Source organism: Janthinobacterium sp. SUN073, from assembly GCF_030397665.1.
Classification (GTDB): Bacteria; Pseudomonadota; Gammaproteobacteria; order Burkholderiales; family Burkholderiaceae_D; genus Janthinobacterium.
Map to the genome: position 1 here is coordinate 6,744 of NZ_JAPUBT010000014.1, position 15,828 is coordinate 22,571.

Consider the following 15,828-nt stretch of genomic DNA (forward strand, 5'->3'; position numbering starts at 1 on the left):
CGGGGCGGGGGCGGCCAGCAACTATACGGTGGTCAACCCGACCGGTTTGACGGCCAGCATCACGCCGAAAGCCCTGACGGTGGCGGGCCAGGTGGCGGGCAGCAAGGTCTACGACGGCAATGCAGTGGCGCAGTTGCTTGGTGGCAGCCTGGTCGGCCTGGTGGAGGGCGAAACGCTGGCCATTGGCGGGCAGACGGCGGCGTTTGCCGACAAGAACGCGGGCAATGCGAAAACCGTCACGGTCAGCGGCACCACCTTGCTGGACGGCACTGGCTCGGCCAGCAACTACACGGTGGTCAACCCGACCGGTTTGACGGCCAGCATCACGCCGAAAGCCCTGACGGTGGCGGGCCAGGTGGCGGGCAGCAAGGTCTACGACGGCAATGCGGTGGCGCAATTGCTTGGTGGCAGCCTGGTCGGCCTGGTGGACGGCGAAACCCTGGCCATCGGCGGCCAGACGGCGGCGTTTGCCGACAAGAACGCGGGCAATGCGAAGGCCGTGACGGTCAGTGGCACGACCTTGCTCGACGGCTCCGGCTCGGCCAGCAACTACACGCTCAGCAACCCGACCGGCTTGACGGCCAGCATCACGCCGAAAGCCCTGACGGTGACGGGCCAGGTCGCGGGCAACAAGGTCTACGATGGCAATGCGGTGGCGCAACTGCTTGGTGGCAGCCTGGTCGGCCTGGTGGGCGACGAAACCCTCTCCTTCGCCGGCCAGACGGCGGCGTTCAACGACAAGAACGCGGGCAACGCCAAAACCGTGACGGTCAGCGGTACGACCTTGCTGGACGGGACTGGTTCGGCCAGCAATTACACGGTGGTCAATCCGACCGGGTTGACGGCCGGCATCACGACAAAAGCCCTGACGGTGACGGGCCAGGTGGCCGGTAACAAGGTCTACGACGGCAATGCGGTGGCGCAACTGCTTGGCGGCAGCCTGGTCGGCCTGGTGGGCGACGAAACCCTGGCCATCGGCGGCCAGACGGCGGCGTTTGGCGACAAGAACGTGGCGAACGCCAAAACCGTGACGGTCAGCGGCACGACCTTGCTCGATGGCACTGGTTTGGCCAGTAACTACACGGTCAGCAATCCGACTGGATTGACGGCCAGCATCACGCCGAAAGCCCTGACGGTGACGGGCCAGGTGGCGGGCAACAAGGTCTACGATGGCAATGCGGTGGCGCAATTGAACGGCGGCAGCCTGAGCGGCCTGGTCGGCGGCGAAACCCTGGCCTTCGTCGGCCAGACGGCGGTGTTCAGCGACAAGAACGCGGGCAACGCCAAAACCGTGACGGTCAGCGGCACGACCTTGCTGGACGGCGGCACCGGTTTGGCCAGCAACTACACGGTCAGCAATCCGACCGGCGTGATGGCCAGCATCACGCCCAAGGCCCTGACGGTGACTGGCCAGGTGGCGGGCAACAAGGTCTACGATGGCAATGCGGTGGCGCAACTGCTTGGTGGCAGCCTGGTCGGCCTGGTGGGCGACGAAACCCTGCTCATCGCCGGGCAGACAGCCGTCTTCAGCGACAAGAACGTAGCGAACGCCAAAACCGTGACGGTCAGCGGCACGACCTTGCTCGACGGTTCCGGTTCAGCCAGCAATTATGCGGTCAGCGACCCGACGGGCCTGACGGCCAGCATCACGCCGAAAGCGCTGACGGTGGCGGGCCAGGTGGCGGGCAACAAGGTCTACGATGGCAATGCGGTGGCGCAATTGCTTGGTGGCAGCTTGCTCGGCCTGGTGGGCGGCGAAACCCTGGCCATCGGCGGGCAGACGGCGGCCTTCAGCGACAAGAACGCGGCCAGCGCGAAAACCGTGACGGTCAGCGGCACGACCTTGCTGGACGGGACTGGTTCGGCCAGCAACTACACGGTCAGCAATCCGACCGGCTTGACGGCCAGCATTACGAAAAAGGCGCTGACGGTGGCGGGCCAAGTCGCGGGTAACAAGGTCTACGATGGCAATGCGGTGGCGCAACTGCTCGGGGGCAGCCTGGTCGGCCTGGTGGCCGACGAAACCCTGGCCATCGGCGGCCAGACGGCGGCCTTCAGCGACAAGAACGTGGCGAACGCCAAAACCGTGACGGTCAGCGGCACGACCTTGCTCGACGGGTCGGGTGCGGCCAGCAACTATACGGTGGTCAACCCGACCGGTTTGACGGCCAGCATCACGCCGGCGTCCATCAGTGCCATTTCCGGTATCGTGGCAGCGAACAAGGTGTATGACGGTGGCACGGCGGCCAGCCTGAACCTGGCGGGCGCCAGTTTCAATGGCATGGTGGCCGGCGACGTCCTGAGTCTGGGCAGCGGACCCGTTCTTGGCACCTTCAGCGACAAGAATGCGGCGCTGGGCAAGACCGTGGTCATCAGCGGTTTGGGCCTGGCCGGTGCCGATGCGGGCAACTATGTGCTGGCCAGCAGCCTGGCCAGTACCACGGCCACGATTACGCCAGCCGCCCTGACGGTCAGCGCCAGCGGCGTCAACAAGGTGTATGACGCCACCACGACTGCCGCCGTTTCCTTGCGCGACAACCGCATCGCAAATGACCAGCTGAGTATTGCCAGCAATGGCGCCATTTTCAGCGACAAGAATGCGGGCGTGGGCAAGACGGTGACGGTGGCAGGCATAAGCCTGAGCGGCACGGATGCGGGCAATTACGTGGTCAACACCAGCGCCAGCACCACGGCCACGATCTCGCAGGCAGCGCTGACGGTCAAAGTCGATAACACTGAAAAAGACCAGGGACGCGTCAACCCCGACTTCAGCGCCGGCTACAGCGGCTTGCTCGGTGGCGACACGCTGGCCGCCGAAGTGAGCGGCAACCTGGTGTTCAGCACGCCGGCGACTACGGCTTCCGCAGCTGGCAACTATCTGGTCTCGGCATCGGGTCAGGCGTCGAACAATTACGCCTTGAACTATGTGGAAGGCGTGCTGAAGGTCAAGCCGACGGAAGCGCTGCAAAGCGCTGTCGCCAGCGTGATCGCGGCCGTTGCCGTGGCGCCGTCGCAGGGCAATATGGTGCAGGCCGACATGATCGTCAGTGGCGAAACGGCGCCAGGCAAGCCTGCCGCCACGCAGGATACGCCGCGCGAGGCAGAGAAGGGTGGCGCAGGCAGCGCGCCGGTGGTGCAACTGGCCAGCAACGTCGTCAGCAATGTCCTGCCAGGCCTGCGCTTGAGCGTGATCGATAGCGGCCTGCGCTTGCCAGTCGAGATTTCCGTCGGCACGCGCCAGGACAGCCAGTAAAGCACGCGGCGTCACCGCGTGGTGTCGCCCGAGATGCCGCTTCGTGTTTCGAAGCGGCATTTTTTATGCCGTCGCGTCGTCGCAACACTCTTATAATGGCTGCACCATCCTTGTTTTCCGTCAGACGAGCAGCGCAGAACAGAAAGTACCATCGCATGACATCCCATTTCATCGGCGTAGCCGGCTTGCCACGCGCAGGTTCCACCTTGCTGTGCCAGTTGCTGGCGCAGCATCCCGACCTGCATTGCGAAGGCAATAGCTCCCCCCTGTGCAATACCTTGCTGGGCATGCGGCGCATGGTCAGCGACGATGCTTTTTTCCTGTCGCAGCTCGACAGCACCTTCGACGCCAGTTATGGCCATCTGAAAACAGCCATGCAGGGCTTCTTGCGCGGCTGGTATCAGGATTGCGGCAAGCAGGGTGTGGTGGACAAGAACCGCGCCTGGCTGCATTGCGTGGAGATGCTGCTGCAACTGGCGCCGGAAGCGAAAGTCATTGTCTGCGTGCGCGAACTGGGCCAGGTATACGGCTCCATCGAAGCGCAGCACCAGCGCACCATTCTTGTCGATTTTATCGATCACCTGGCCGATTTTGACCGCATGGGGCGCGCGGACATGCTGTTTGCCAAGGACCGCACCATAGGCGCGCCCCTGAGTTCCCTGCACGCTGTGCTGGACCTGCCGGTCGAAGTGCAGCAAAAGCTGTATTTCGTGCGCTTTGAAGACCTGATGGCGCGGCCGGTGGAATGCATGTCGCACCTGTACGCCTGGCTGGGCCTGGCGCCATGGCAGATCGATCCGCACGATCTGGCCGTGGGCATCCAGGAGAGCGACAGCCATTACCGCATGAAATACACGCACCGCCAGCAGGCGACCATCAGCGCGCCCAGGCCGCATGCGATACCGCCGCGCATCCAGGCGCAAATCGAGGAGGCGTATGGCTGGTTTTATGAGCTGTATTATCCGCAACACCAGCGCGCGGCAACGCCATCCGCCTGATAATACCTGCGGCAGTGCTGATACCACTTGCCGCAACGCTGCCGGCGCGGTATTGCCGGCAACTGGCGAAAATCCTCCTATTTTCTCTTCCCTGACTCTTCGCATGGCGTACCGTGGTCGTACCGCCTGACGGCACTGGTATTGTAAAAAACCCCGTTATATAAAACCACTTGACTACCAATTTTTGGCGTCGCATTCTCTGTGCAGAAAGCCGATGCTTCGCTGTGCTTTCTTTACGTACAACATAAAAAGCTACTTCGATAGTTTTCGTACAACGTTCAGGAGACATTGTGAAGACACGGCAAATTAGCCGGCTGGCCTCGCCTTTGATGGCTGGCCTGCTGGGCAGCGCGCTGCTCGCTTGCGGCGGCAATTCCACCACCGAACCCCCATCGACCCTGCTGGCCGCGACCATCGCCAGCGACAGTTGCGCGCCCTGGAGCGCCGCTGCTGTCTACACGGCAGGGCAGTGCGCCGTGTACGACGGCAAGGTGTACCGGGCCAAATGGTGGGTGCAGGGCACGGCGCCGGGCAACGACCAGTGGGGACCGTGGAGCCTCGATACCACCACCCCGACACCCACGCCCACTCCCACTCCCACTCCCACTCCCACTCCCACTCCCACGCCAGGCGTGCCCACCAAAGCCCAGGCCGAGGCGAACGAGGCGGCGCTGACGAACAATGATTTCTTCCGCAAGGTCAAGGCCTCGATCCGCACCCTGGGCAATGCGGCCGTCGAAGCCGTGCAGCCTGGCCTGGCCAACAATCCGCTCAACGTCAAGCGCGTCGAACGCCTGCTGCCGGCGGCGAAGTGGGATTATTATTTTGCCGCGCGCGACGCCAGCTATACCTATCAACGTTTCCTGCAAGCCGTGGCCAAGTTCCCCGCCGTGTGCGACGACTACAGCGACGGGCGCAATGCGGACGCCATCTGTCGCCACAGCCTGGCCACCATGTTCGCCCATTTCGGGCAGGAAACGGGCGACCATAACGCCAGCAGCCCCTTGCCGCAATGGCGCCAGGGCTTGAAGTATTTGCGCGAACTGGGCTGCGACGAGACGGGCGCCGGCTGCGGCTACAACATCGAGTGCGCCGACCCCGTCTTCAACAAGGTCTGGACCTGCGGCAAGAACGCCGACGGCAGCTTCAAGAAGTATTTCGGCCGCGGCGCCAAGCAGCTGTCGTACAACTACAACTACGGTCCGTTTTCGCAAGCGATGCATGACGGCGATCAAACGGTACTGCTGAAAAACCCGGACCTGGTGGCGTCGACCTGGCTGAACCTGGCCTCGGCCACGTTCTTCTTTGTCTATCCGCAACCGCCGAAGCCGTCGATGCTGCATGTGCTTGACGGCACCTGGGTGCCGAACGCGGTCGATACGACGGCCGGCGCGGGCAATAATTTCGCCACCACCATCATGATCATCAATGCCGAGTGCGGACAGGGCACGGAAAAGCAGGCCGCGCAAAACCGCATCGATTACTACAAGCAATTTGCCGCCGACATGGGCTGGGATTATTCCGGCGAACAATTATCGTGCGCCAACATGCAACGCTTCACCCCGGCCAGTTCCGCTTCCTACAACATTTATTGGGAAAAGAATTGGAGCGCCGGTGGCGACAACCAATGCCAGCTGGTCAGCTATCAGACGCCGTACAGCGCCTTGCTGGCCGGAAACTACGTGAAATGCGTGGAAGCCAACTGGAATGTGAAGTTGCAGTAACAGCAAGCGCAGGAAAGCCGGCCAGGGATCACAGTTGACAAGAGCCCCCATAGGGGCCTGCAACAAGCTCTCGATGTATAACCATAACGGAGACAGACACCTCATGAAATCGAATGCATTATTGATGGCCCTGCTCAGCGGCGTGCTCGTCGCTTGCGGCGGCGGCCAGGAAGGCACGACCGCCACCCCGAACACCTTGCTCGCCGCCGTCGAAGCGTGCGCCGTCTGGGATGCCGCCACCGCCTACACGGGCGGCCAGTGCGTGCTGTACCAGGGCGTCAGCTACAAGGCCAAGTGGTGGACGCAGGGCAATGTCCCCAGCGCCGCCGACCAGTGGGGACCATGGGCCGTGACGGATACGCCGACCCCCACGCCAACACCAACACCCACGCCAACACCCACGCCAACACCCACGCCAACACCCACGCCAACACCTACCCCCACTCCGACACCCACGCCTACCCCCACGGCCTGCCGGCCGGACGGCTTGATCTCGGCCGTACCGAATGTGCCGTATTGCAAGGTATATGACGCGAACGGGCGCGAAGTGCTGGGCAATGGCTTGAACCGGCGCATCGTCGGCTATTTCGCCAGCTGGCGCACGGGTGTCGATGGCAGCCCGACTTACCTGGTGAATAACTTGCCGTGGGATAAGATCACCCACCTGAACTATGCGTTCGCTTCCGTCGATCCGGCCACCTCGAAAATCGCCATCGGCAGCGGCGCGGCCAATCCCGACACGGGCCTGACCTGGCCGAACGTGCCGGCGGCGGCCATGGACCCGTCCTTGCCGTACAAGGGGCACTTCAACTTGCTGGCGCAATACAAGAAGAAGTACCCGGGCGTCAAACTGATGATTTCCGTGGGCGGCTGGGCCGGCAGCGGCGGCTTCTACACGGCGACGACGAATGCGGACGGCAGCATCAACACGGCCGGCATCAACACCCTGGCCGATTCCATGGTGGCGTTCGTGCGCCAGTACAACTTCTTCGATGGCGTCGATGTCGATTACGAACACCCGACCACCAACAATGAAGCGGGCAATCCGAACGACTTCGCCGTCTCGAAACCGCGCCTGGCCGGCCTGATGACGAGCTACAACGTGCTGCTGAAAGTGCTGCGCCAGAAGCTCGACGAAGCGGCGGTGCAGGACAATAAATACTATCTGCTGACCATTGCCGGCTCCGCCTCGGGCTGGGTCTTGCGTGGCGAAGAAAACATGTCGGGCTTGAAATATCTCGATTACGCCAGCCTGATGACCTACGACTTGCACGGCGCGTGGAACCAGTATGTGGGACCGAACGCGGCGCTGTTTGACGATGGCAACGATGGCGAATTGCGTGCCGGCAACGCTTACCAGTACCAGAACATCGGCTACCTGAACACGGACTGGGCCTACCGCTACTACCGGGGCGCCATGCAGGCGGGGCGCATCAATATCGGCGTGCCGTTCTACACGCGGGGCTGGAAGGATGTCACGGGCGGCACGAACGGCCTGTGGGGCACGACGCCACTGATCAGCTCCACCATCACCTGCGCCGGCACCAAGACGTGCGGCACGGGCGCCACCGGCATCGATAACATGTGGTTCGACCTCGACTCGCAAGGCAAGCCCACGCCCGGTGGTGGCAACCCCATCTGGCATGCGCTGAACTTGCAAAACGGCATCGTGCCAAGCTACCTCGACGCGTATAAAGTCACGGACAAGGCACTGGTAGGCACGTATGTGCCGTACTACAGCAGCACCATGGTGGCGCCGTGGCTGTGGAATGCGACCAAGAAAGTGTTCATTTCCACGGAAACCACGCAGTCGATCGCGGCCAAGGCCCAGTACATCGTCAACAACAATATCGGCGGCGTGATGATCTGGGAAATGGCGGGCGACTATGCCTGGGATGCCACGCGCAATGGCGGCAAGGGCGAGTACTTCATGGGCACCACCCTGACGGACGTGCTGTACCAGGCCTTCCGCACGGCTGGCGTGTATGGCAACAAGCGCGCCGAAATCGCCATGCCGGGCACGGCGGCCAACGTCAGCATTACTTTGGGCGGCTGGAAGCTGGGCGATAACAACTTCCCCATCAACCCGGTGATGACGGTGAAGAACAACACGGCATCGACTTTGCCGGGCGGCACCGTGGTGGAGTTCGATTATCCCGTGTCGGCGCCATCGGACATGAGCGACCAGTCCGGCTTCGGCTTGACGGTGATCAATGCCGGCTACACGGGACCGAACAATATCGGCGGCTTCACGAAGAACTACAACCGCGCCCGCTTTGCGATTCCCGCCTGGCAATCGCTGGCGCCGGGCGGCTCCGTGGCGCTGACCCTGAACTACCGCCTGCCGATCTCGGGACCGGCCAATTACACGGTCACCGTGGGCGGCACCAGGTACGCATTGACGCAGGAGTACCCGGAATTGCCGGTGGCGCTGCCGTAAGTTGCATCCGGTAGGGTAAACAGGAAAGGGCGGAACCTCGGTTCCGCCCTTTTTAGTGTTTAACGCTGAACCAGTTTAGAACCAGGTTTCTACCTGGAAACCATACGAGGTGCCGCTGGTATTGTTGTTGTAGATCGGGCCGCCGTTGTTCGACGCATTGACCGACGCGGTGGCCGCATCGTTCCATTTGCCGTATGTGACAAAAGCGCGCAGTTCAGGACGCGACCACAGGCCAGGGCCGGCCGAGATCGTCGGCGCGATGGTCAGCTTGGTCAGGCGCTTGGCCGGCAGGCCACCCGCTTGCGTCACTCTGTCCGTCCCTAGTTCACCCACCAGCTTGAAGTTGTTGGTGAACGCGTACACAGGGCGCACGCCGACCGAGGTCCAGGTCGAGGAACCATTGGCGTTCGACTCGTCTTTTTGCCACAGGGCGACGAATTCCATGCCAAAGTTTTCCATCGGCTGGATCGCCATGTCATTGAAGATGCGCGTGCGTTTCACGTCCGAACCCAAACCGGTGTCGCCCGAGGCGCCGAATTGCGCGCCCTTGCCCGTACCAGGACCGACGCCGTATTGCACGCCGAAGGTATTGCCGCCGCCAAACACTTTACCTTGACGGTGGAAGGCCGACAGTTGCCAGCCGTTATTGCGCTTGCCGAGGATGTCGTTGTCCTTGCCTTCGCCGATGATGTAGGTCGCGGCCAGGTCCAGCGTGCCGTTTTCATTGACGGGAATCTCGCCGTAGATGAAGTTCTGGCGCACGGCCGAACGGGTGCCGAGGAAGGCACCCGGCTTGCCGCTGATCGTGCCGAGGCTGTCATCGAACTTGTTGAAGTCGTTGTCCTTGAAGAAGGCGTACGAGAATTTACCCGGTCCTGCAGGAATGCGGTCCAGGCCGGCGCCCGTGCCGTTCATGTTGATGTATTGCAGATCCAGCATGTGGATGTCAGGACGGTAGTAGAAGCGCTTACCGATCCAGGCCGTGCCGCCGTTCAGGAAGTCCAGTCCCTGCGCTTCGACATACGCCTTGACGATGCCCACCTTGTTGTCGCCGAAATCCGAGTTTGGCGCGTAGGCGTTGACCCAGATGGTGGCCAGGTAGTTCACGCCGCCGGACTTGGCGACGGACTTGGTGTAGCCGAATTCCGTGTAGGCGTCGCACTCATTGCCCAGACGATACTTCATGGTATTGCCGCCCAGACCAAAGCAGCCTTGCGAGCCGCCACCGCCCGAAGTATTGCTGCCGGCGCCGGCGCGCAGGTAGCCGTGGAAGCCTTCGGTATCGCTTGGGTACATGGGATCGGCAAGGGCGGAAGCGCTGGCGATGGCCAGGATCAGGGCAGGTAAGGTTTTCAATGCAGTGCGATTCATGCGGTCTCCAGAAAAATGTAGGTGGTAGCGCTGGCGCCCAAGAGGAGGGCCAGCGCATACGGTCTAATGCCGAAAACCAAGTCTAGCAGCGCTTTTTTAACCAGGCCGATACAAAACGTACAAGTGACGATACTTTCTTTCAAAGTGTTGTTTTTACTCAATATCGATACTCTGGTGCATAGCGGGTCTGCAAAAGAGTATCGAATTGCGGTTTTGGAGTATCAGAAAGTATCAAAGTCCGGTGCTACATTGTGGTCGTGGTGCTAAGTACCTGAGCATTGCCAACGACAAAAAACACTGGAGACACACAATGAAACGTTCCGCCATTGCCGCGCTGTGCGCCGGCGCCTTCTGCTTCGCCTCGTCCGCGATTGCCGCCACCGACCTGGTCATCGCCACCGTCAACAACGGCCACATGATCGAAATGCAAAAGCTCAGCAAGTTCTTCGAGCAAGCCAATCCCGATATCAAGCTCAAATGGGTGACCCTGGAAGAGGGCGTCTTGCGCCAGCGCATGACCACCGATATCGCCACCAAGGGCGGCCAGTTCGACGTGATGACCATCGGCCTGTATGAAACGCCCATCTGGGGCAAGAAAAACTGGCTGATCCCCATCAAGCCGGACGCCAGATACGATATCGACGACTTGCTGCCGGCCATACGCGAAGGCCTTTCCGGCGACGGCAAACTGTACGCGTCACCGTTCTATGGCGAAAGCTCGATGATCATGTACCGCAGCGACCTGGTCAAAAAAGCGGGCGTGACGATCGAAGACCGTCCCACCTGGAACCAGTTGCGTGACGTGGCCGCCAAGCTGCACGATCCGGCCAACGGCGTGTACGGCATCTGCCTGCGCGGCAAGCCGGGTTGGGGCGACAACATGGCCCTGATCACCACCATGGCCAATTCCTACGGCGGCCAGCTGTTCGACATGCAGTGGAAACCGCAATTTACCAGCAAGCCGTGGAAGGACGCGGTCACCATGTATGTCGACCTGATGAAGAAATATGGCCCTCCGGGCGCCGCCGCCAACAGTTTCAATGAAAACCTGGCGCTGTTCAACCAGGGCAAGTGCGGCATCTGGATCGACGCGACGATCGCCGCCTCCTTCATCACGGACCCCAAGCAAAGCAAGGTGGCCGACAAGGTGGCGTTTGCCCAGTCGCCCATCGGCGTGACGGAGCGGGGCGCCAACTGGCTGTGGATCTGGTCGCTGGCGATTCCATCGAGCTCGAAGCACCCGAATGAAGCGCAACGCTTCATCAACTGGGCCACCTCGCCCGATTACGTGAAACTGGTGGCCAAGGAAACGAGCTGGGCCAACGTACCGACGGGCACGCGCAAGTCGACATATGCCAGCCCCGAGTTCCAGAAAGTGGCGAAATTTGCCGCCGCCGAAGGCAAGGCCCTGGCCACCACGCGCGCCGTGCAAAGCACCATGCTGCCGTCGCCGTACGTGGGCGTGCAATTTGCGTCCATCCCAGAATTCCAGGTGATCGGCGTGGCGGCCGGCCAGCAGATGGCGGCGGCGCTGCTGGGCAAGGTGACGGTCGAGCAGGCGCTGGAGTTGTCGCAGCAGACGGCGGAACGCGAGATGCGTAAAGGTGGTTATTACAAGTAAGACGATAGCCTGCCAAACCTGCTGCGCGGTTTGTAGTATGCAAACAGGTGATGCTGTTGTAACCCGAAAGGCGAAAGCTGGGGTCGGACCCTCAGGGTCCGACCCCGGTATCTTGGCCTTGCGGGTTTAAAAGATACCTTACGTCTCAAGAGAACCCTATGAAACGCCTTATCCCCCGGACTTTGCTGACGCCGGCCGTGGTCGCCGTCTCCGTCATTTCCGTGATCCCGCTGCTGATCACCCTGTTTTACGCGTTCGTGCGCTATTCCATGCTCGATCCGAGCGGCCATCCTTTCCATGGCCTGGCCAATTTCCATTTTTTCTTTACCGATGCCTCGTTCCTGCCCGCATTGCAGAACACCTTTACCCTGCTGTTTTCCGTCATGCTGATCACGGTGGTGCTGGGCACGGCGCTGGGCTTGCTGATCAATGAAGCGTTCCCCGGGCGCGCCATCGTGCGCGTGCTCTTGATCTCGCCGTTCCTCGTCATGCCGGCCGTGAACGCCCTGATGTGGAAGAACATGCTGCTCAATCCGATCTACGGCCTGTTCGCGCAAATCAGCATCTTCTTTGGCGCCACGCCCGTCGACTGGCTGTCGGCCCACCCGCTGTTTTCCATCATCATGATGGTCTCGTGGCAATGGCTGCCGTTTGCCTGCCTGATCTTCATGACGGCCCTGCAATCGATGGACCGCGAGCAGCTGGAAGCGGCGCGCATGGATGGCGCCACCTATTTGCAGCAGTTGCGCTATCTCTACATTCCCCACCTGGGCCGCGCCGTCTCGGTGGTGCTGATGATCGAGATGATCTTCCTGCTGTCGATCTTCGCGGAAATCTTCACTACCACGGGCGGCGGTCCCGGTTTCGACACGACCACCATCACCTTCATGATCTATCAGCAGGCGCTGCTGTCGTATGACGTGGGAGCGGCCTCGGCCGGTGCCCTGTTCGCCGTGCTCATCGCCAACATCGCCGCCTTTTTCCTGATGCGCGTCATCGGCAAGAATCTGTCGAAATAAGGAGACCTTGATGCATAGCAAATTCAATCTGTATGGCCGCACGGCCGCCGCCTGGCTGTGTGCGCTGCTGCTGTTCTTTCCCATCTTCTGGCTGGGCCTGATGGCCTTCAAGACGGAAGGGCAAGCCATTTCCACGCCGCCCCTGCTGTTCTTCACGCCGACCCTCGACAGCTTCCGCGAAGTGCTGGCGCGCGACAATTACTTCGGCTACGCGTGGAACTCGCTGTTTACCAGCGTGGTGTCCACCGCCATCGGCCTCTTGATCGCCATCCCGGCCGCCTATTCGATGGCTTTCTTTCCCACGGGAGGCACCATCGGTTTGCTGAAATTCATGCTCAGCTCGCGCTACATGCCCGGCGTGGGCGCCCTGATGCCCATCTATATCTGCTACCAGTACTTCGGCCTGCTTGACACGCGCATCGGCCTGACCATCATGTTCATGCTGATGAACCTGCCCATCATGATCTGGCTGCTGTACACCAGCATGAAGGAGCTGCCGCGCGAAATTTTAGAGGCGTCGCGCATGGATGGCGCCACCGTGTGGGATGAATTCCGCCACGTCGTGCTGCCCCTGTCCGTGGGTGGCATCGCTTCCACGGCCCTCGTGTGCATGGTGTGGTCGTGGAATGAATCGTTCTGGTCGCTGAACCTGGGGGCATCGAACGCGGGCACGCTGGCCTGGCTCATCGCCTCGTATTCCAGCCCGGAGGGCCTGTTCTGGGCGAAATTGTCGGCCGCTTCCCTGATGGCCATCGCGCCCATCATGGCGCTGGGCTGGTTCTGCCAAAAACAACTGGTCCAGGGTATGACCTTTGGCGCCGTCAAGTAGCATCGAAAACAAATCAGAAATGAGACTATCATGGCTTACCTTCAACTGAGCAATATCGAAAAATTCTTTGGCGAGCACCGCGCCATCAAGGGCATCGACCTGGACATCCAACAGGGCGAGTTCGTCGTCTTCGTGGGACCGTCCGGTTGCGGGAAATCCACCCTGCTGCGCCTGATCGCGGGCCTGGAACCGATCGACGGCGGCAAGCTGTCGCTCGACGGGCGCGACATCACGAACGTGCCGTCGTCCAAGCGCGACCTGGCGATGGTATTCCAGTCATATGCGCTGTATCCGCACATGACGGTGTTCCAGAACATGTCCTTTGCGCTGAAACTGGCCGGCGTCGATCCGGCCATCGTCCGCGAAAAAGTCGACAAGGCGGCCGCCATCCTCGACCTGGGGAAATACCTGGAGCGCACGCCCAAAGAATTGTCGGGCGGCCAGCGCCAGAGGGTGGCCATCGGCCGCGCCATCGTGCGCGACCCGAAAGTGTTCTTGTTCGACGAACCGCTGTCGAATCTCGATGCGGCCCTGCGCGTGCAGACGCGCATCGAGATCGCCAAGCTGCACCGCGAGCTGGGCGCCACCACCATCTATGTCACGCATGACCAGGTCGAGGCGATGACACTGGCCGACAGGGTGGTGGTGCTGCGCGACGGGCAGATCGAGCAGCATGGCTCGCCATTGGAACTGTATGACCATCCCGCCAACCGTTTTGTGGCGCAATTCATCGGCACGCCCAGCATGAACGTGGTGCCCGCCGACGCCGCGCCGCAGTTGCTGGCGCAGGCGGGCAGCGCGGCGCAGGCGGACGGCTTCGTCGGCATCCGCCCCGAGCACGTGCACCTGGGCACGGCGCAGCCGGGCAGCGTGCCCGTCATCGTCGACCTGGTCGAGTCCCTGGGCGTGGAAACGCTGACCTATGTGCGCTTGCCGAACAATGTGCAGGTGGTCTCGCGCGGCGCCGAACGCAGCAGCCTGCAGCCGGGCCAGCAGACGCATTTGACGTTCGAACCGGGCTTCGTCCACTATTTTGACCGCGCCGGCAAGACCTATGCGGCCGCGAAAGGAGCGCTGTAATGGACGCCATCGCATTGAACCAGGCGAACCTGGCGCAGTTGCTGGCCAACGTGGCCGTGCCCGCGTACGCGCGCGAGACGCTCGTGGCCAGCATCGTGCATATCGGCGTGGGTGGCTTCTTCCGCGCCCACCAGGCCGTGTACCTCGACGACTTGCTGGCCTTGCCCGGCCAGGAACACGCGCAATGGGGCTATTGCGGCGTGGGCTTGCTGGCGCATGACGCGGCCATGCGCGACGCCATGCGGGCGCAGGACGGTTTGTATGCGGTGGTCGAGCGCAGCGCGGCCGGCGACTCGGCGCGCATCATCGGCAGCGTCGGCGAGTATCTGTATGCGCCCGACGAGCCGCAGGCCGTGCTGGAAAAACTGGCCGACCCCGGCACGCGCATCGTCGCGCTGACCATCACCGAGGGCGGCTACTACGTCAACCAGGGCACGGGCGAGTTTGACGCGGATCATGCCGATATCGTGCATGAACTGGCCCATCCCGAGGCGCCGCGCTGCTCGTTCGGCTACCTGGCCGCTGCGCTGGCCCTGCGCCATCAGCGGGGCCTGGCGCCGTTTACCATCATGTCCTGCGATAACCTGCAAAACAATGGCGACGTGACGCGCAAGATGCTGCTGGCCTTTGTCGCCCTGCGCGACGGGGAACTGGCGCGCTGGCTGGCCACGCATGGCAGCTTCCCCAACAGCATGGTCGACCGCATCACGCCGGCCACCACCGATGAACACCGGGCGCTGCTGCGCGATAGCTTTGGCATCCTCGACGCCTGGCCCGTGGTGTGCGAGCCGTTCCGCCAGTGGGTCATCGAGGATGAATTCCCGCAGGGCCGCCCGGCCTGGGAGCTGGTGGGCGCGCAGATGACGCACGACGTGCTGCCGTATGAAAAGATGAAGCTGCGCTTGCTCAATGCCAGCCACCAGGCCCTGTGCTACATCGGCATGCAGCTCGGCTACACGTTTGCGCATGAAGCGATGCTTGACCCTGGCATCCGCCTGCTCGTGCGGCGCATGATGGATGACGAGGTCACGCCCCTGCTCGATACCGTGGAAGGCATCGACCTGGAGCTGTACAAGGCTACCCTGATCGAGCGCTTTTCGAATCCGGCCGTGCGCGACCAACTGGCGCGCATCGGCACGGAAGGTTCGGCACGCATCCCGAAATTCGTGCTGCCGTCCGTGCGTGAAGCGCTGGCCCGGGGCGGCGCCATCAAGCTGCTGGCCTTCACGGTGGCGTGCTGGTTCCGCTACCTGGAAGGCCACGACGAGCTGGGGCGCGAGATGCCTTTGAGCGACCCGTATGCGGCGCGCCTGCGCGCGCTGGCGCTGCAGGGCGGCGCGGACGCCAAGCCGTTGCTGTCCCTGCGCGAGCTGTTCGGCGACCTCTGCGATACGCCCCCGTTCACGCAGGCGGTGAGCGATGCGCTGGCCAGCCTGTACGGGCTGGGCGCGCGCGCGGCGCTGGAACAGAGCGTGGCCTGAGGGGAGGGCGCG

The 15,828-nt window shown here is 62.2% G+C and carries 10 protein-coding genes; 9 read left to right on the forward strand and 1 reads right to left on the reverse strand.

Annotated elements, in window-relative coordinates:
- From O0882_RS26065 to O0882_RS26080, 4 genes are all read left to right on the forward strand, one after another.
- The coding region (locus O0882_RS26065; protein WP_289952691.1) for a YDG domain-containing protein at positions 1–3,253 on the forward strand (3,253 nt) is incomplete at its 5' end.
- A 155-nt stretch (positions 3,254–3,408) separates the two neighbouring features.
- Complete coding sequence (locus O0882_RS26070; protein WP_289952693.1) at positions 3,409–4,251, forward strand: sulfotransferase; 843 nt, start codon at positions 3,409–3,411, stop codon at positions 4,249–4,251.
- A gap of 290 nt (positions 4,252–4,541) precedes the next feature.
- Positions 4,542–5,975, forward strand: coding sequence for a glycoside hydrolase family 19 protein (locus O0882_RS26075; protein WP_289952696.1), 1,434 nt, complete (start codon positions 4,542–4,544; stop codon positions 5,973–5,975).
- Positions 5,976–6,078: 103 nt separating this feature from the next.
- Positions 6,079–8,415 (forward strand): glycosyl hydrolase family 18 protein, encoded by a 2,337-nt coding sequence (locus O0882_RS26080; protein WP_289952698.1) that lies wholly within the window; start codon positions 6,079–6,081, stop codon positions 8,413–8,415.
- A 75-nt stretch (positions 8,416–8,490) separates the two neighbouring features.
- Here the strand turns inward: O0882_RS26080 and O0882_RS26085 are convergent, their stop codons facing one another.
- Positions 8,491–9,786 (reverse strand): carbohydrate porin, encoded by a 1,296-nt coding sequence (locus tag O0882_RS26085; RefSeq protein WP_289952700.1) that lies wholly within the window; start codon positions 9,784–9,786, stop codon positions 8,491–8,493.
- A 310-nt stretch (positions 9,787–10,096) separates the two neighbouring features.
- Between O0882_RS26085 and O0882_RS26090 the strand changes: the two genes are divergently transcribed.
- The 5 genes from O0882_RS26090 (at position 10,097) to O0882_RS26110 (ending at position 15,816) form a co-directional block, all read left to right on the forward strand.
- Positions 10,097–11,407: a sugar ABC transporter substrate-binding protein gene (locus tag O0882_RS26090; protein ID WP_289952701.1), complete on the forward strand. Its 1,311-nt coding sequence runs from the start codon at positions 10,097–10,099 to the stop codon at positions 11,405–11,407.
- A gap of 158 nt (positions 11,408–11,565) precedes the next feature.
- The gene (locus O0882_RS26095; protein WP_289952703.1) at positions 11,566–12,426 is read left to right on the forward strand and encodes a sugar ABC transporter permease; all 861 of its coding nucleotides are present in this window, start codon (positions 11,566–11,568) and stop codon (positions 12,424–12,426) included.
- A gap of 10 nt (positions 12,427–12,436) precedes the next feature.
- Positions 12,437–13,255, forward strand: coding sequence for a carbohydrate ABC transporter permease (locus tag O0882_RS26100; protein WP_071078291.1), 819 nt, complete (start codon positions 12,437–12,439; stop codon positions 13,253–13,255).
- A gap of 30 nt (positions 13,256–13,285) precedes the next feature.
- A complete protein-coding gene (locus O0882_RS26105) occupies positions 13,286–14,335 on the forward strand; it encodes an ABC transporter ATP-binding protein (protein WP_289952706.1) in 1,050 nt (349 codons plus the stop codon).
- Positions 14,335–15,816, forward strand: coding sequence for a mannitol dehydrogenase family protein (locus O0882_RS26110; protein ID WP_289952709.1), 1,482 nt, complete (start codon positions 14,335–14,337; stop codon positions 15,814–15,816). The genes O0882_RS26105 and O0882_RS26110 overlap by 1 nt, the downstream gene beginning before the upstream one ends.
- Positions 15,817–15,828: the final 12 nt, after the last annotated feature.